Genomic DNA, 17,635 nt, shown 5'->3' on the forward strand with positions numbered 1-17,635 from the left:
TGAAAGGTGGTGGTCTGGCTTACTCGGCGGCCGGGCGGAATTGCTCGTGCTCGGTCGATTCATGCATGGCGGTGGTCGAGGACTGGCCGCCGGTGATGGCCATGGAGACGGCATCGAAGTAGCCGGTGCCGACTTCGCGCTGGTGCTTGGTTGCGGTGTAGCCGTTGATCTCGGCCGCGAATTCCGCTTCCTGCAGCTCGGAATAGGCCGCCATCTGGCGCTCCTTGTAGCCGCGGGCCAGTTCGAACATGCCGTAGTTCAACTGGTGGAAGCCCGCGAGCGTGATGAACTGGAACTTGTAGCCCATCGCGCCCAGCTCGCGCTGGAACTTGGCGATCGTCGCGTCGTCCAGATTCTTCTTCCAGTTGAACGAGGGCGAGCAATTGTAGGCAAGCAGCTTGCCCGGATGCGCCTTGTGCACGGCTTCGGCGAACTTGCGGGCCTGGTCGAGGTCCGGCTTGCCTGTCTCCATCCAGATCAGGTCGCAGTGCGGCGCGTAGGAAATGGCGCGCGCGATGCAGGGTTCGATGCCGTTCTTGACCTGGTAGAAACCTTCGACCGTACGCCCCTTGTCCTTGTCGACGAAAGGTTGGTCGCGCTCGTCGATGTCGGAGGTGAGAAGCTTGGCGGCCTCTGCGTCGGTGCGGGCGACGATCAGCGTCGGCACGCCCATAACGTCGGCGGCAAGGCGCGCGGCATCGAGGTTGCGGATATGCGCGGCGGTCGGGATCAAAACCTTGCCGCCGAGATGGCCGCACTTCTTTTCCGACGCCAGCTGGTCCTCAAAGTGAACGCCGGCGGCACCCGCCTCGATGAAGGCCTTCATGATCTCGAAGGCGTTGAGCGGGCCGCCGAAACCAGCTTCCGCATCGGCAACGATCGGGGCGAACCAAGTGTCGACCGAAAGGCCATTGCCCTCGGCGGTCTCGATCTGGTCGGCGCGCTGCAAGGTGCGATTGATGCGCTTGGCAAGCTCCGGTGCCGCATTGGCCGGGTAGAGCGACTGGTCGGGATACATGGCGGACGCGGTATTGGCGTCGGCAGCGACCTGCCAGCCGGAGAGATAGATCGCCTTCAGCCCGGCGCGGACCATCTGCATGGCCTGATTGCCCGAGAGCGCACCAAGTGCGTTGACGAAATCTTCCTCGTGAATGAGCTTCCACAAGCGGTTCGCACCGTTTTCAGCCAGCGTATGGCGGATCTGGACGGAGCCGCGCAGCTTCTCGGCCGTCTCGGCCGTATAGGGGCGTTCGATGCCATCGAACCGGCCCTTGGGGGCGCTGGGAACAAGGTTGTAAAAATCGGTCATAGTATCCTCCAATGCGATGTTGTCAGGATCGGGCGGCGGCTCCTTGATGCCCGATTTCATGTGACAGTGTTTACATCGCAGTGCACAATCCGGCGAGGAAAATCCGATAAATCAGCCTGCAAATCGAGTAATGATGTGTTGTCTTTGACAAAGGGGCGCTGTAAAAAAGTAAAGATTGTAAAACCTAAAACGTAGGTGTGCATGTAAAGGATTTGACATATGGCAGAGAACAAGATCTTTGCAGGCCCCAAGGTCCGGCGTATCCGCAATACGCTCTGCCTAACCCAGACGGCGATGGCCGAAGGGCTCTCGATCTCGCCGTCCTATCTCAACCTTATCGAGCGCAACCAGCGTCCGCTGACGGTGCAGCTTCTCCTGCGTCTTGCCTCCATCTACAAGGTCGATCTCGATGAACTCCAGGGCGAAAGCGCAGGCAATGCGCGCCAGTTGCGCGAGGTCTTCGCCGATCCGCTGCTGGCCGGCGAACTGCCCGGAGACCAGGAGCTTCTGGAGATCGCGGACGCGGCGCCGAATGTGGCGAGCGGCATCCTCAAGCTCTACCGCGCCTATCGCGAGCAGGCCGCGCGCCTCACGGATCTCGCGGACATGCTCGCCCGCGAGGGGCGCGCCACCATGCTCGCCGGCACTCTGCTGCCGATGGACGAGGTGCGCGACAAGCTGGAAAATCGCCCGAATTATTTTGGCGCGATAGATGAGGCAGCCGAGCGGTTCCATGCCGCACTCGCACCTGGGGACGAGCTGACCGCCGCCCTTAAAGGATGGCTGCGTAAGGAGCACGGCGTCGTGGTGCGTCTTCTGCCTGTCCATGCCATGCCGACGCTGCGCCGCCGCTTCGACCGACACTCCATGCGCCTCTTCCTGTCGGAGCGCCTCTCGCCTTTCGACCAGCTGCGCGAGATCGCCATGGAAACGGTGCAGCTGGCGCTTCAGGACGAAATCTTCGCCGAACTCGATCTACTTGCCTTCTCCACGGCGGAGGCGAAACGCATCGCGCGCTTCGAGCTGGCGCGCTACGCGGCCCATGCCCTGATGATGCCCTATGAGGCCTTTCACGCCGCGGCACAGCGCGTGCGTTATGACATAGACATGCTGCGGTCGCGCTTCGGCGTGTCCTACGAGCAGGCGGCAAACCGCCTGACCATGCTCCAGCGGCCGGGCAGGGCCGGGGTGCCATTCTTCATGCTGGAGATCGACAATGCCGGCCATCGGTTCCGCCGTGCCGGCGCACAGGGCTTTCCCCAGGCCCGTTTCGGCGGGCACTGTCCCAAGCTAGGCGTGCACGCGGCCTTCGCGCAGCCGGGCCAAATACTCGTCGATCGCGTGGAAATGCCTGATGGTGCCGCATTCCTCGCCGTCTCCCGCACGTTGGAAGGGCCGCAGGGCGCGTTTGCAGAGCGTGTACGCCGCACGGCGCTGCTCATTGGCTGCGAGGCGGCCCATGCGGACGAGACGGTGTATGCGGAAGCGGTGCGGCGGGAGGGTGCCGTGCCTGTCGGCGCCGCCTGCCGGCTGTGCGAGCGGCAGGGCTGTCTCGCGCGCGCCGAGCCGCCGGTCACGCGCCCGCTCGGGCTCGACGAAATGGTGGCGGGCCTCAGCCTTTTCGACTTCCAGTAAGTTTTAACTTGATTTCCTGCGGATATGTGGGTGAGATATGATAGAAATGGGAACAATGTGATATAAAAATTCGTCGGGCCTTTACGTAGAATGCGGCTTGTCGCCTCCTGAAAAAACTCCATAATCGGCGACAGACGTTCGTGCGAACGCATCGGTCAGTTAAAAAACTGGGAGAAAAATCAATGGTAAGACGTACTCTTTTTGCGACGGCCGCTCTCGCGGCGCTCATGGCGGCCAGCAGCGCTTTCGCGCAAGAGAAGGTTGTGAACGTCTACAACTGGTCCGATTACATCGATAGCTCGATCATCGACGATTTCACCAAGGAAACCGGCATCAAGGTCGTCTACGACGTCTATGACTCCAACGAGATCCTTGAAACGAAGCTGCTGGCCGGTGGCACCGGCTACGACGTCGTCGTACCCACCAACACCTTCCTGCAGCGCCAGATCGCAGCGGGCGTCTATCAGAAACTTGACAAGTCCAAGCTGCCGAACCTCAAGAACATGTGGGACATGGTGGCCGAGCGCATGCAGCCGTTCGACCCCGGCAACGAATACTCGATCAACTACATGTGGGGCACGATCGGCATCGGCTACAACAAGGCTAAGATCAAGGAAGCTCTCGGCGTCGACGAAATCGACAGCTGGAGCGCGATCTTCGATCCGGCCAATGCCGAGAAGCTCAAGAATTGCGGCATCAACATGCTGGATTCCCCGACCGACATGATCCCGGTTACGCTCGCATCTCTCGGGCTCAACCCCGACAGCCATGATCCTGCTGATATCGCCAAGGCAGAGGAAGCGCTTCTGAAGGTTCGCCCCTTCGTGCGCAAGTTCCACTCGTCCGAATTCATCAACGGCCTTGCCAATGGCGACATCTGCATCGCGATCGGCTGGTCGGGTGATATCTTCCAGGGCCGTGACCGCGCCGAAGAGGCCAACAACGGCGTCGAGATTGGTTATGCCATCCCGAAGGAAGGCACCCAGATGTGGTTCGACCAGATGGCAATCCCCGCGGATGCGCCTCATGTCGAGGAAGCACACGCCTTTCTCGATTACATCATGCGTCCGGACGTGATCGCCAAGGCATCGACCTACATCCACTACGCCAATGGCAACAAGGCTTCGCAGGAACTCCTGCCTGAAGACATCATCAAGGACCCGACGATCTACCCGGATGAGGAAACGCTGAAGAAGCTCTTCACCAACACGGCGCTCGATTCCAAAACGCAGCGTCTGTTCACGCGGACGTGGACAAAAGTCGTGACCGGCCAGTAATCGGTCCAGTGCAAATTGCCCGGAAGAGCCTTCCGGGCAATTTCATTTGCGCTGCCAATAAAGAGATGGGGACAGGCATGAAATCTCTCGGCAATATCCGTCGTTCCTTTGCGCCGTGGACAGACCCTGACGCAAAGCCGTTCATCACCTTCCGCAATGTCACGAAGAAGTTCGGCGATTTCACAGCTGTCGATAATCTCACGCTCGACATCTACCATCGCGAGTTCTTCGCCCTGTTGGGCGCCTCGGGCTGCGGAAAGTCGACGCTCCTGCGCATGTTGGCGGGTTTCGAGCGGCCGACATCCGGCGAGATCATTCTCGATGGCCAGGATATTGCGAGCATTCCGCCCTACAAGCGGCCCGTCAACATGATGTTTCAGTCCTACGCGCTCTTTCCGCACATGACCGTGGAGAGCAATATCGGCTTCGGTCTGCGCCAGGACGGTATGCCCAAGAACGAGATCGCCGAACGCGTCGCCCAGATGCTCAAGCTGGTGAAGCTGGAGCAGTTCGCCAAGCGCAAGCCCCATCAACTGTCCGGCGGCCAGCGTCAGCGTGTGGCGCTCGCCCGTTCGCTGGCCAAGCGACCAAAGGTGCTTCTGCTCGACGAACCGCTCGGCGCGCTCGACAAGAAGCTGCGCGAGGAAACCCAGTTCGAACTGATGGATCTCCAGCAGGATCTCGGCCTTACCTTCGTCGTCGTCACGCACGACCAGGAGGAGGCGATGACCATGGCCGACCGCATCGCGGTCATGAGCCACGGCAAGGTCATCCAGGTCGCCACCCCCGCCGAAATCTACGAGGCGCCCAATTCGCGCTTCGTCGCAGATTTCATTGGCGACGTGAACATTCTCGACGGCAAGGTCTCCGCAAGCGGCAACGGCAAGATCGAGCTGGTGACCAATGACGGCTTCACCGTGCGCACCGCTTCGGCCGGGGCGCCGGCGAGCGGCAGCGCCGCCGGCTTCGCCATCCGGCCGGAAAAGCTGAAGGTCTCGCGAAACGCACCCGCCGACGCAACCGTCAACGCGGCCGAGGGCGAGGTCTGGGATATTGGCTATCTCGGCGACATGACGGTCTTCTACGTCAAGCTCGGCAGTGGCAAGGTGGTCAAGGCCTCGATGCTGAATGCCCAGCGCGAGGTGGAGAACCCCATCGCCTATGATGAGAAGGTCTGGGTTTCCTTCGGCGAGACAGCCGGCGTCGTGTTGAAGGATTGAGCGCATGAGCAAGCTCGGCTCCGCCATCTTCAGCCGCCTTGTCATCATCATTCCCTATGCCTGGCTGCTGTTCTTCTTTCTTGTCCCCTTCCTGATCGTCTTCCGCATTTCGCTGTCCACCACCGCCATCGCCCAGCCGCCCTATGAGCCGGTTTTTGCCCTGGCGGACGGCCTTTCCGGTCTCTGGGCAAAGGTTGGGCAGTTCAGCTTCGACAATTTCGTCTGGCTGACCGAAGACGCGCTCTATCTCAATGCCTATCTGTCGAGCGTGTGGATCGCCGGCGTTTCGACGCTTGCCACCCTGCTGATCGGCTATCCCATCGCCTATGGCATGGCGCAGGCGCCCCGTTCGCTGCGTCCGACGCTTCTGATGCTCGTCATCCTGCCGTTCTGGACGAGCTTCCTCATCCGCGTCTATGCGTGGATCGCGATCCTGAAACCGGAAGGGCTGCTCAACCAGTTTCTGATCGGCACGGGGATCATCGATTCCCCGCTGATCATCCTGGGCACGAACTGGGCGATCTATATCGGCATCGTCTATTCCTACCTGCCCTTCATGGTGCTGCCGCTCTATTCCGCGCTGGAGAAGATGGACAACACCCTGATCGAGGCGGCACAGGATCTCGGCTGCCCGCAGATCACCGCCTTCTGGAAGATCACCTTCCCGCTGTCGCTGCCCGGCGTGGTGGCAGGCTGCATGCTCGTCTTCATCCCGGCCGTCGGCGAATTCGTCATTCCCGACCTGCTCGGCGGATCGCAGACGCTCATGATCGGCAAGACGCTGTGGAACGAGTTCAACGCAAACCGTGACTGGCCGGTATCGGCTGCCGTGGCGACGATCCTGCTGCTCATTCTCGTCGTGCCCATCGTGTTCTTCCAGAACGCGCAGGCCAAGGCCGAAGAGCAGGGGAGATAAGCCATGAACACCTGGTCCCGTTTCAACATCGTCTCGGTCGTTCTCGGCTTTGCGTTTCTCTATCTGCCCATTGTGCTGCTGGTCATCTTCTCCTTCAACGAGTCCAAGCTCGTGACGGTCTGGGCCGGCTTCTCGACAAAATGGTACGTCTCGCTGTTCAACAACCGCGGCCTGATGGATGCGGCGTGGGTGACGATCCGTGTGGCGCTGTTGTCCGCTACCATCGCCACAGTGCTCGGCACCATGGCGGCGCTGGCGCTGACGCGCTACACGCGCTTTCGCGGCCGGCTGCTCTTCTCGGGCATGGTCTATGCGCCGCTCGTCATGCCGGAAGTCATCACCGGCCTGTCGCTGCTCCTGCTCTTCGTTGCCATCGGCCTCGACCGCGGCTTCGTCACGGTGACGCTTGCGCACATCACCTTCAGCATGTGCTTCGTGACCGTGGTGGTGCAGTCGCGCCTTCTCTCCTTCGATCGCTCGATCGAGGAGGCGGCAATGGATCTCGGCGCCACGCCGGTCCGCACCTTCCTGGAAGTGACGCTGCCGGTCATCGCGCCCGCCGTGCTGTCCGGCTGGATGCTGGCCCTGACGCTCTCGCTGGACGACCTCGTTATCGCCAGCTTCACCTCTGGCCCGGGCGCCACCACGCTGCCGATGAAGATCTACAGTCAGGTCCGCCTGGGCGTCACGCCCGAGATCAACGCAGCCTGCACCATTCTCATCGGCCTCGTCGCGATCGGCGTCATCATCGCATCGATCATGACGAAAAGGCGCGAAGTGCAGCGCCAGCGTGACGAGCAGGCGGCGATTGCCGGCCGCTGATACAACGAAGAACCGGTTACTGGCGGGGCTGACGCCCTGTCAGTATGGAAGCCGGCGAGATGACCGGATCCGGCCACGAGCCGCCGACGAAAAAGCTGATGCCCGGTTTGCCGTTCGTGGCATCCGCTGTCGTTCGGTCCTTCAACAGGCCGGCCAGCGCCAGACTGCCTGTACGGTATGGCACCATGCCGGACAAGGTGAGCAGCGTATCGCTGCCTTCGATCTCCGCTTTTGTCAGCTCGGCCAGCCCTCGATCGAGGCGCGCTTCCACATCGGCCCTGGTGAAGTCGAACGACCCGTCTCCCGCCGCAGACATGCTGAAGAAATCGCCCTGCGCTGCGAGTTTTTCGAAGGATTGGCGGTTGAAATGTGTGAGCGTGCCGGAACCCATCCGCAGGCGGAACTTGCCGGACATGTCGGAGGGCGTGGTTGCCCAGAGCGGCAGCTTCGTCGAGAGCTCGAAATCCGCCGATCCGATGCCCGACGGCAGTGGCCCCGGAAGTGCTAGTGTGCTGGCGATGCTGCCCATGTCGACATTGCTGAGCGAGAATTGCAGCTTGCCGCCGCCGCGGAAGCCTTCCTCCGCAAGCGCGATGCGGCCCGTCAGGCGACCGTCCAGCAGGGTGCTGTCGCCGATATCGAAGGATGCGCGCCCGTTCTCGATGCGCATGCCGGCGGCAAGGTCCTTCAGGGCAAAGGGCGAGAACGTGGCCGTCCCCGCCGAAAGACGCAGATCCATGCCGAACTGATGGATGAACGTGGTGTCGATCGTCGGTGCGTTCTGGTCGGCGCCGGGAAGCGGCGAAAATGCCGAGAGAAAGGCGCGCAGGTCGATGCGGTCGAAGGCAAGTGTTCCCCCGATCCGCGGCACGCTCTCCGGCGGCATGTTGAGGTCGAGCACGCCGGTCGCCTTCGTGCCGTCGAGCGCCAGCTTGACGTTCTCAAGTCTGGCGACGTAGCCGGATGTCGCGACATTCGCTTCGACGGTCATCTGGCCGATAGTGCTGACTGCCGGAATGTCCCGGCCCTGCCATGAAAGAAGACGGCTGAGGGACGGCGTTGAAAGCTGCACGGCGCCGTTGACGAAGCCGCTGCCGGAAAGATTGGCGGCGCCTTCGAAGCTGATGGCGCCGGGGTCGGCGGTCACGCTCGCGCGAACGGTTGCGTCGCGGCCCGCAAACAGAGCGAGCGGCTGATCGGTGTCGAAAGACAGGCGCGTCATCTCGCCGTTGCTGACACCGGAAAGCGTCATGGACAAGCGTTGCCGCAGGGTCGGCCAGGTGACCGTGCCGTCTATATCAGAGATGCGGTAGGGACGGCTCTCACCGGAGACGATTTCCAGCACGCCGTCCACGAGCGTGATCGTGCCGATGCGTTCTTCGGATGGGTCGGAGGCCGGCTTGCTCCCGGTGGCCTTCGTCGCTTCGATAGCTTCGACGAGCCAGCCGCTGTGCCGCCAGTTGAACGTTCCGTCCGCCTCCCGGCGCAGGCGCACGATGGGCCGCACAAGCTCGAAATCGCTGAACGACGGGTGACCGCGCAGCGCGCCGAGAAGGTCGAACGTCGCCGAGACGGTCTCGGCGGAGATTAGCTCGCCGCTGCCATCCGGCACGACGCGCACGTCGCGCAGCGTGACGCGTGGATAGGGCCAGAAGCTGAAATGCGTTTCCTTGCCGATATGAACCTGCGCACCCGTCCAGTTCTCCATCGCCTGTTCCAGGCCGCGCTCCACCGTCTCCGGCTGGATGAGAAAGGAGAAGCCGATGCGCAGTGCCGTGACCACGACGAGCACGACGAGGATCGACCATACCCAGAATTTCGATCGCACCAGACGGGGAAGGATCATAGGGCGCGGCTCCTCTGCCCGCGGCATTCTCATCTCAAGCGAAATCGGGATAGGCTCTCGTGCGAAAGAAATCAAATCCCGCCATGGCGGAATTGCGTTCGGAGACGGCGCGATCCGGCGGCCGCCACTTTATATTGCGACGCACCATGATATACCAAGGCCGTGGAGTGGAGGATAAGCATGACGTCGGAACTGCCCCTTTGGAAACCCTCGCAAGACATTCTTACCAAGAGCCCCATGGCGCTCTTCATGAAGGCCGCCGGCGCCACCGCCGGACGTGATTTCGAGACCTATGACGATCTGCACACATGGTCCGTGACGGACCGTGGCGCGTTCTGGACGGCGATATGGGACAAGTGCGGTGTCATCGGCGACAAGGGGCAGGTGGCGCTTGAGAATGGCGACGACATGCTTGCCGCCCGCTTCTTCCCCCAGGGCCGGCTGAATTTCGCTGAGAACCTGCTGAGGAAGACCGGGGCGGGGGACGCGATTATCTTTCGCGGCGAGGACAAGGTGTCCTACCGTTGGTCGTGGGATGATTTGCGCGCCCATGTCTCCAGGCTCCAGCAGGCCTTTGCCGCGATGGGCATCGGTGAAGGCGACCGCGTGGCGGCCATGATGCCGAACATGCCGGAAACCATCGCGACGATGCTGGCGGCTGCATCGCTTGGCGCCATCTGGTCGTCCTGTTCGCCCGATTTTGGCGAGCAGGGCGTGCTGGACCGTTTCGGCCAGATCGAGCCGAAGCTGTTCATCGCCTGCGATGCCTACTGGTACGCCGGTAAACTGCAGGACGTTTCCGCCAAGGTGAAGGCCGTTGCCGCCAGGCTCGGCGCACCCGTTGTCGTCGTGCATTATGCCGGCGATGCCGACGGGCTTGCGGCCGCCCTGCCGGATGGCCGCACCCTCGAAGCCCTCATGGCACCTTTCGAGGCGAAGCCGCTCGAATTCGCCGCGCTTCCCTTTCGCCACCCGCTCTACATCCTGTTTTCCTCCGGCACGACGGGTGTTCCCAAATGCATCGTGCATTCGGCCGGCGGCACCCTGCTCCAGCACCTTAAGGAGCATCACCTGCATTGCGGCCTCGTGGAGGACGATCGGCTGTTCTACTTCACCACCTGCGGCTGGATGATGTGGAACTGGCTGGTGTCCGGCCTTGCCGTGGGCGCCACGCTCTGCCTTTTCGACGGCTCACCCTTCCACCCCGACGGCAACGTGCTCTTCGACTATGCGCAGGACGAGGGTTTCGCAGTCTTCGGCACCTCGGCGAAATATATCGACGCCGTGCGCAAGGGCGGCTTCACGCCACGCACGACGCATGATCTTTCGAGCCTGCGGCTTCTCACCTCGACCGGCTCCCCGCTTTCGCCGGAAGGGTTCTCGTTTGTCTATGAGGGCATCAAGCCGGATGTGCAGCTCGCCTCCATTTCCGGCGGTACGGATATCGTCTCCTGCTTCGTGCTGGGCATCCCGCTGAAGCCGGTCTGGCGTGGTGAGATCCAGGGTCCCGGCCTTGGCCTTGCAATGGATGTCTGGAACGAGGACGGTCAGCCGGTGCGGGGCGAGAAGGGCGAGCTCGTCTGCACCAAGGCGTTCCCTTCCATGCCGGTTATGTTCTGGAACGATCCCGATGGGGCGAAATACAAGGCTGCCTATTTCGAGCGCTTCGACAATATCTGGTGCCACGGAGATTTTGCCGAATGGACGAGCCATGGCGGCATCGTCATCCATGGGCGCTCCGACGCCACGCTCAATCCGGGCGGCGTGCGCATCGGCACGGCGGAGATCTACAATCAGGTCGAGCAGCTCGAGGAGATCGTCGAGGCGCTCTGCATCGGGCAGGATTGGGATGACGACGTGCGCGTCGTTCTCTTCGTGCGCCTCGTGCCGGGCAGGGTGCTGGATGAGGCACTGGAAAAGACCATCCGCACGAAGATCCGCACAGGCGCATCCCCGCGCCACGTGCCGGCGAAGATCATCCAGGTCGCAGACATTCCGCGCACCAAATCCGGCAAGATCGTCGAGCTTGCGGTGCGCGAGGTCGTGCATGGCAGGCCCGTCAAGAACAAGGAGGCGCTGGCCAATCCTGAAGCGCTGGACCTGTTTGCCGATCTGGACGCGCTCAAGTCGTGACCGGCGCCAGCGTTAACGATTTGACGCCTGTCAAATTAACCAAGATTGCGAAGTTGTGAACGAAAGGTTTGTGCCGCAACCGGTCAGGTAAGGATTTTTTAAGGTGGGCTGGCACAAGGTCGTCCCAACTTGAGCGCGCCCGATGACGGGCGTATCGGTCGACCGACCCCGATGGCATGATGCCGTTCACACTGGCTTTCGTTGGACAGCATGCAAACTATCGGGGCGGCCTTAGGGTCGCCCTTTTTTTATCCGTTTGCCTTGTCGAGCGAGCGCGACACCAGAAACACCGGAATGAGCCCGACCGCGACGATGATCATGGCCGGTACGCCCGCATCCTCCACCTTCGCCCGTGAGGCGTCCTCGTAGACCAGGGTCGCGAGCGTATTGAAGTTGAACGGCCGCAGCATGATCGTGGCCGAAAGCTCCTTCATCGATTCGATGAAGACGAGCAATGCCGCCGTCAGCGTCGCCGGCCGCATCATCGGCACCAGCACGCTCCAGAGCGTCTGGCTGCTGGTGCGCCCAAGCGTGCGCGCCGCCATGTCGAGATGCGGCGAAAGCTTGTGGAACCCCGCATCGATCGTGCCCTCGGCCATGGTGAGGAAGCGCACGGTGCAGGCGTAGATGATCGCAAAGCCGGTGCCGGACAGCAGAAGTCCGGTCGAAATGCCGAAATTCGCCCGCAGGAAAGCGTCCAGCGCATTGTCGAAATTGGCGAGCGGAATGAGCACGCCGATAGCCAGCACCGTCCCGGGCACGCCGTAGCCGAACGAGGCGAAGCGGCCTGCAGCGGCGTTTAGCCGGGAACGCGTGGTGCGCGCCGCATAGGCCAGCAGGAAGGCGAGAAGCACGGCGATGATGGCGGTCGACCCGGAGACCAGCACACTGTGCCAGAGCGCCGAAAGAAGACGTGGCGATGCGAATTGCTCCACCCGGCGCAGCGCATAGCCGCCCAGCACGAAGACTGGAATGGCAAAGCCGATGACGGGCGGCAGCAGGCAGGTGAGGCTGGCCGCCCAGCGCTTCCAGCCCGCGAGCCTGAGGCGGACGGAATCATGCACCGCCGCTGTCGTCTTCTGGCTGGCGAAGCGTTGCCGCCGGCGCGCGGCGCGCTCCACCATCATCAGGCAGACGACGAAGACGAGCATGATGCAGGCGATCTGCGCGGCGCCCGCAAGGCTGCCGCGATTGAGCCAGGTGTCGAAGATCGAGAAGGTCAGCGTCTGGACACCCAGATATTCGACCGCGCCGATATCGTTCAGCGTTTCCATGGCCACGAGCGTCAGCCCGACCATGATCGCCGGCCGCGCCATGGGAATCTGGATGCGCGCAAAGACCTTCAGCGGCCCAGCACCGAGCGTGCGCGCAACATCCGCCGCCGCCCGGCCCTGCATCAAGAACATCGAGCGGGCCGAGAGATAGACATAGGGATAGAGCACGCTCGACAGCACCAGCATCGCGCCGCCGGTCGTGCGCACTTCCGGGAACCAGTAGTCTCGGCTGGTCTGGAAGCCGAACAGCGCGCGATAGGCGCTCTGGATCGGCCCGGTGAAGGAGAAGAACTCTGCAAATGCATAGGCGCCGAGATAGGCGGGAATGGCAAGCGGCAGCACGAGCAGGCCCGACAGGATCCGGCGCCCGGGAAACTCGCAACTCGCCACCAGCCAGGCCGTGACCACGCCCACGACTGCCGCGATGGTGGCGACGCCGGCCAGCAGGGTGAAGGTGCGCAGCGTGGCGCGGGGAATGACGTTGCTGAGGAGATGCGGCCAGTTGTCGGTGCCGCCGGTCGCGGCGATCACCACTATGGCGATGGCCGGCATCAGCACGATGGCTGCTGCCAGGACGGCGGAGATGGAAAGAACCGGATGTCGGGCGGCGCCGGAACGGCGGCGCAGGCTGCGCGCCGGTACATTTTCAGAAAGGACCTGCACTGCGTTACCTCGACGATGCGGCCCGCCCGAAAAAACCGGGAGAGCCGAAAGGCGTTTGCGCCGGTCTAGACCAATCCGGTCAGTCTGCCAACACGCGCGGCGAGGGAAAGATCACTTCGACCAGCGTGCCCTCGTTCGGAGTGGAGTTGATCGCGAAGTTCGCCCGGTTGGCATCCACCATAGCCTTGGTCAGCGGCAGGCCGAGCCCGGTGCCGTCGCCGCGCTTGCGCGCGCCGGTCGTCACCTGCCGGAACGGCTTCATCGCCTGCTCAAGCTCGCTGCGCGTCATGCCTACGCCGGTGTCGCGAATGCGCAGCACCACGCTTCCATTCGCCTCATAGGCCGTCGAAACGACGATCTGTCCACCGGACGGGGTGAAGCGGATGGCATTCGACAGGATGTTGAGCGCGATCTGCTTGATCGAGCGCAGGTCCGCGACGATCTGCGGCACGTTGGTCGACAGCGAGGTACGAATGATGACGCGCTGGGCATTGGCCTGCGGCTGGACGAGCGACACGGCCTCCGAGATTGTCTCGTTGAGGCCGACGGCGGTGAACTCCATTTCCATCTCGCCCGCCTCGATCTTGGAAATGTCGAGCAGGTCGTTGACGATATCGAGCACGTGGCGGCCGGAGCGGCCGATGTCGTTGGCATATTCTATGTAGCGCGGATGACCGATCGGTCCGAACCGCTCCGTCGCCATCATGTCGGAAAAGCCGATGATGGCATTGAGCGGGGTGCGGATCTCGTGACTGACGCGCGCGAGGAAATCGCTTTTGTGGGCATTTGCCGTCTCGGCGGCGCGCTTGGCGTTGCGCAGCTCCTCTTCCGTGCGCTTCCACTGGGTGATGTCGCGGATCACGGCGCAGAAGCCGGCCGAGGAGGAGAGGCGCCCCATGGTCATGAACAGTGGAATGAACCCGCCGGATGCCTCGCGGCCAATGACCTCGCGCCCGTCATTCAGCACGCTTGCCACGCCATGCCCGGAAAGACCGGTGAGATAATCGAGCACCGCCTTCTGGCTCTCGTGAGCAAACAGCATGGCGAAGGGCCGTCCACGCGTTTCGTCCTCGTCATAGTTGAAAAGCGCGCTGGCCGAGCGGTTCATCGAGCGGATATCGCCGTCCTGGCCGACGACGACCACGCCGTCGGTCGCGGTTTCCAAGATGGAGCGAAGCTCGCTGACCTCGATTCGCAAGGCCGATGCGGCGGCCTGTTCCTCGGTCCTGGCTTCTGCGTCCGAAGGTGCAGGCGCGGTCTCGACGAGCGAGAGCACCGGCTTTTCCTGGATCGGCGTCAGTGCCAGCATCAGCGCGGTGCCGTCCTCCCAGCGGATGGACTGGAGACGTGCGCGAACGGTGCTAGTGCTTTCGCCATCGGCGTGCCGCAGCATCATGGCGCCGTCATGGTGTTCGGCATCCTCGTCCCGGCCCGCGAGCAGGATGTCGATGCCGCCAGAGGCCTCCAGATCGGCGAGATCCGCATAGCCGGTCAGGCGGAAGAATTCGGGGTTGGCGTGAATGAGCCGATCGCCGACATGCACCAGCAGGGCAACGGGAAGGGCATCCACCACGGCGGCGGTAAGGCCGTAGTCCATCTGCCGCCGCGAGGGGGCGAATCCGCTGCGCTCGCTTGCCGGCTCCTCATGCAGCATGTCATCCGCATGCGGACCGACTTCGAGGCCGGGCATTTCCGTCTCGTTTTCGGCGAGAGCGGTGGCCTCAGCTGTCTCGTCGATGCCAGCCGTGTCTTCGACGTTCGCGGTCTCGCCATCCTGCGCATCGAGCGAAGCGTCGTCCGTCGGGCGGTCCTCCGCCTTGCGCTTGCCGAAGGTCTCGCCAAGCTGGCGGGCAATCTCGCGGAATGCGGCTTGCTCGCCGGTGGAGAGACCATCGAGAAGGCCGCCGCGCGTGCGACGGCTTTCAAACTGTACGACCTTGTCGGAATGGCGCCGGGCCGGCGTTTCGACCAGGCGAAGCGCCGGGCGTTCGCCGCGAAACGCATCCTCGCCCTCGGGAGCCGGTTCCAGTGTCGCGGTGGGAGCGGCGTCGACGTCCTCGCTGGATTCCGGAGGGGTTTCAGCAGGGGGCTGCGTATCGTCCGACGGCGCCGGATCGCCTTCCGTGTCGAGTTCGTCCGCCACCTTCTCCAGCAGCGCCCCGGTTTCTTCCGTCAGGACCTCCTCAACCAGCGTGTCCTGTTCGGTGGGCGTGGTGACGGCGCCGAGTGTCAGGCCGCGCGCATGCACGTCGGCCACGGCATCGGCAATGCGCACGATGCCGAAACCCCGGAAGCCGTCGAATTCGCGGTTGCGTGAATAGGTCGGCAGCGCGGCCAGATCGACCGGCACAACAAGGTTGGTGCCCTCGACCGGCCAGAGGATCGTCTTGCCCGACCAGGTGTCGCGCCGGCGCAGAAGATCGCCGATCTTGCCATCCGGGTCGAGATCGAAACGCGCGGCCACATCACTGAAGCGCTCGCCGGAAATGCCAGCGGCGCGCGGGCCGACCGCGGCGGCGAATTCGTCTGAAATCTCGCTGAACCGGCCCTCGGCATCGATCTTCCAGACGAAGCGGACTGGACGCCCCTGCCGATTGAAGACAAAGCCTGAGGGAACGACGTCCAAGTTCGATGTGTCATCGCTTTCAGGCGCGGTCGGTTCTTCGTCCGCCGTCTCCACCAATGTCTCATCGATCACGGGTTCAGCCGTCACTGTTTCGGCATTTTCGAGCTCGACGGCCGTGTCTTCGGGAACAGGTGCGTCCGACGGAAGATCATCCTCGGAGGCGACGGGTTGCTCCGGGACATCCTCGGTGATCAGGTGATCAGTCGCCGGCTCTTCTTCGCCCGGAACGGGTTCAACAGGTGCACCTTCGGCTGCATCCGCATGCGGTTCGGCGTCGGCCTCATCGGGATCGAGATGGCCGAGGATCGTTTCGACGGCAAACAGCAGGTGCAGTGCCGGGTCGCTGGAAATACGGCCGATGGCGGCGGGAAGATGCCCGCGGCCCGTGGCAATGGGACGCTTGACGAGATGGTCGGCGCTGCGGCCCGTGGCCTCTACCAAGGTTCGGCGCGTTTCAGGGCTGATCGCCAGCGCTTCGAATTTTTCGGAGGCCGCGATCACTGCGCCGTCACCGTCGAGAACGGCCATGTGGGTGTCCGGATCGTCCAGCCCCGCAATCATCGCCGCGGCGGCTTCCGCCGCGCTCTGCCTGTTGTCGGAAACCGGCGCGCTGAACAGGATGGCGGTCTCGCCCGGACGCAGGGTGATGCCTTCGACGGTGGCGGTCAGGGTCGCGCTGCGGAAGCCGCTGCCGATACGCATGAGAAGCGTGCGCCGTTCGCCGGGCGTGCGGACCTGCCGGCCGGCGGCGAGAAGCTGGCGAAAGGCGACATCGGTGCGATCCGGGCCGGCATCCAGAAGGTCGTAGACATTGTCATGGCCGAAAAGCGTGGCGCCGCGGCCGTTCGACCAGAGCACGCGTTCGAGATCCTGCGAAAACAGCACGACGGCTTCACCCCGCGCAAACGGCAGGCGCACCCGTTCATGGACGGCGACGTCGATAAAAGGATACTGTTTTGCGGACATGTTCAGGCCTGAATCTCGATCCGGCGCCCCGGCTTTCCATTAACGCTTTATTAATAGCGGTCAGGCGGCAAAGGGTCCAGCGGCGGCGGCCGGCAGCCCCGCGCTTTCGGGCGAAAGGGTTAACGGCTCAGGTCATAATTGTGCACTGCACAATTATGTTGCAATGCGAAAGAAAATCGCCTATATCAAGCTCACTCGAAACATGGCGCCTCTGAAGAGGGCCACACCAAAGGAGCGCAGACAATGGCGACCAAGAAGATCGACGACGTATTCTCCATCGCATCCATCGACCCGAGCAAGTTTTCCGAAAGCTTCCGTGATTTCGCCGAAAAGGGCGCCGCGCAGACCAAGGAAGCCTATGCCAAGATGAAGGAAGCCGCCGAAGACGCCACCAAGACCGTCGAATCGACGCTTGAGAGCGCGCAGGCCGGCTCCGTCGAACTCGGCCTCAAGGCCATCGAAGCTTTGCGCACCAATGCTGAAAACTCGCTTTCGCACATGGAAGCCCTGCTCGGCGTGAAGTCGGTCGCTGAACTGTTCGAACTGCAGACCGCCTTCCTTCGCAAGCAGGCCGAAGTCGCCGTCGAGCAGGCCAAGACCCTTCAGGAAACCTCCAAGAAGGTTGCCGAAAAAGTCTCCGCTCCCGGCAAGTCGGCTGCCGAAAAGGCCATGAAGTCCTTCAAGGCCGTCTGAACCGCATATCGCGCGGCCTCGGCCCGCAAGGTTTGAATGACCGGGCCATCGCCCGGTCATTTTCGTTTGATACCGGGTAAAAAGAGCTTGAAAAAAGGTGCGGCTGCCCGTATGTGACGCACCAAGCGCGGAACACGCGCCGTGTGCGGTTGTAGCTCAGTTGGTTAGAGCGCAGGTTTGTGGCACCTGAGGTCGGAGGTTCGAGACCCCCCAACCGTACCATTCATTTCAGTGACTTAAGCCACGAATAAGTCA

11 protein-coding genes and 1 tRNA gene are annotated in these 17,635 nt (G+C 62.7%); 8 read left to right on the forward strand and 4 right to left on the reverse strand.

Features of this window, described 5'->3' with window-relative positions; translation table 11 throughout:
- Positions 1–19 precede the first annotated feature (19 nt).
- Positions 20–1,309 (reverse strand): isocitrate lyase, encoded by a 1,290-nt coding sequence (gene aceA / locus MKI86_RS10015; RefSeq protein ID WP_241600545.1) that lies wholly within the window; start codon positions 1,307–1,309, stop codon positions 20–22.
- A 219-nt stretch (positions 1,310–1,528) separates the two neighbouring features.
- Between aceA and MKI86_RS10020 the strand changes: the two genes are divergently transcribed.
- From MKI86_RS10020 to MKI86_RS10040, 5 genes are all read left to right on the forward strand, one after another.
- A complete protein-coding gene (locus MKI86_RS10020; RefSeq protein ID WP_241600546.1) occupies positions 1,529–2,944 on the forward strand; it encodes a helix-turn-helix domain-containing protein in 1,416 nt (471 codons plus the stop codon).
- 167 nt (positions 2,945–3,111) lie between these two features.
- Positions 3,112–4,221 (forward strand): polyamine ABC transporter substrate-binding protein, encoded by a 1,110-nt coding sequence (locus tag MKI86_RS10025; RefSeq protein ID WP_269470864.1) that lies wholly within the window; start codon positions 3,112–3,114, stop codon positions 4,219–4,221.
- A gap of 77 nt (positions 4,222–4,298) precedes the next feature.
- Positions 4,299–5,441: an ABC transporter ATP-binding protein gene (locus MKI86_RS10030; protein ID WP_241600550.1), complete on the forward strand. Its 1,143-nt coding sequence runs from the start codon at positions 4,299–4,301 to the stop codon at positions 5,439–5,441.
- Between the two features lie 4 nt (positions 5,442–5,445).
- On the forward strand, positions 5,446–6,357 hold the full coding sequence (locus MKI86_RS10035) for an ABC transporter permease subunit (RefSeq protein ID WP_241600553.1): 912 nt from the start codon (positions 5,446–5,448) through the stop codon (positions 6,355–6,357).
- A 3-nt stretch (positions 6,358–6,360) separates the two neighbouring features.
- Complete coding sequence (locus MKI86_RS10040) at positions 6,361–7,179, forward strand: ABC transporter permease (protein WP_160870011.1); 819 nt, start codon at positions 6,361–6,363, stop codon at positions 7,177–7,179.
- A 16-nt stretch (positions 7,180–7,195) separates the two neighbouring features.
- Here MKI86_RS10040 and MKI86_RS10045 read toward each other — a convergent pair whose 3' ends face one another.
- A complete protein-coding gene (locus tag MKI86_RS10045) occupies positions 7,196–9,025 on the reverse strand; it encodes an AsmA family protein (RefSeq protein ID WP_241600555.1) in 1,830 nt (609 codons plus the stop codon).
- Positions 9,026–9,205: 180 nt separating this feature from the next.
- Between MKI86_RS10045 and MKI86_RS10050 the strand changes: the two genes are divergently transcribed.
- The gene (locus MKI86_RS10050) at positions 9,206–11,158 is read left to right on the forward strand and encodes an acetoacetate--CoA ligase (RefSeq protein WP_241600557.1); all 1,953 of its coding nucleotides are present in this window, start codon (positions 9,206–9,208) and stop codon (positions 11,156–11,158) included.
- A gap of 248 nt (positions 11,159–11,406) precedes the next feature.
- Here MKI86_RS10050 and MKI86_RS10055 read toward each other — a convergent pair whose 3' ends face one another.
- Together MKI86_RS10055 and MKI86_RS10060 are read right to left on the reverse strand one after the other, a co-directional pair.
- A complete protein-coding gene (locus MKI86_RS10055; protein WP_241600733.1) occupies positions 11,407–12,984 on the reverse strand; it encodes an ABC transporter permease in 1,578 nt (525 codons plus the stop codon).
- A 190-nt stretch (positions 12,985–13,174) separates the two neighbouring features.
- The gene (locus MKI86_RS10060) at positions 13,175–16,687 is read right to left on the reverse strand and encodes an ATP-binding protein (protein ID WP_241600558.1); all 3,513 of its coding nucleotides are present in this window, start codon (positions 16,685–16,687) and stop codon (positions 13,175–13,177) included.
- 243 nt (positions 16,688–16,930) lie between these two features.
- Here MKI86_RS10060 and MKI86_RS10065 point away from each other — a divergent pair, with 243 nt between their 5' ends.
- Both MKI86_RS10065 and MKI86_RS10070 read left to right on the forward strand, forming a co-directional pair.
- A complete protein-coding gene (locus MKI86_RS10065) occupies positions 16,931–17,380 on the forward strand; it encodes a phasin (RefSeq protein ID WP_241600560.1) in 450 nt (149 codons plus the stop codon).
- A 145-nt stretch (positions 17,381–17,525) separates the two neighbouring features.
- A tRNA-His gene (locus tag MKI86_RS10070) sits at positions 17,526–17,602 on the forward strand.
- The last annotated feature ends 33 nt before the right edge of the window (positions 17,603–17,635 follow it).

It is taken from the genome of Shinella sedimenti (genome assembly GCF_022601905.1).
Taxonomy (GTDB): domain Bacteria; phylum Pseudomonadota; class Alphaproteobacteria; order Rhizobiales; family Rhizobiaceae; genus Shinella; species Shinella sedimenti.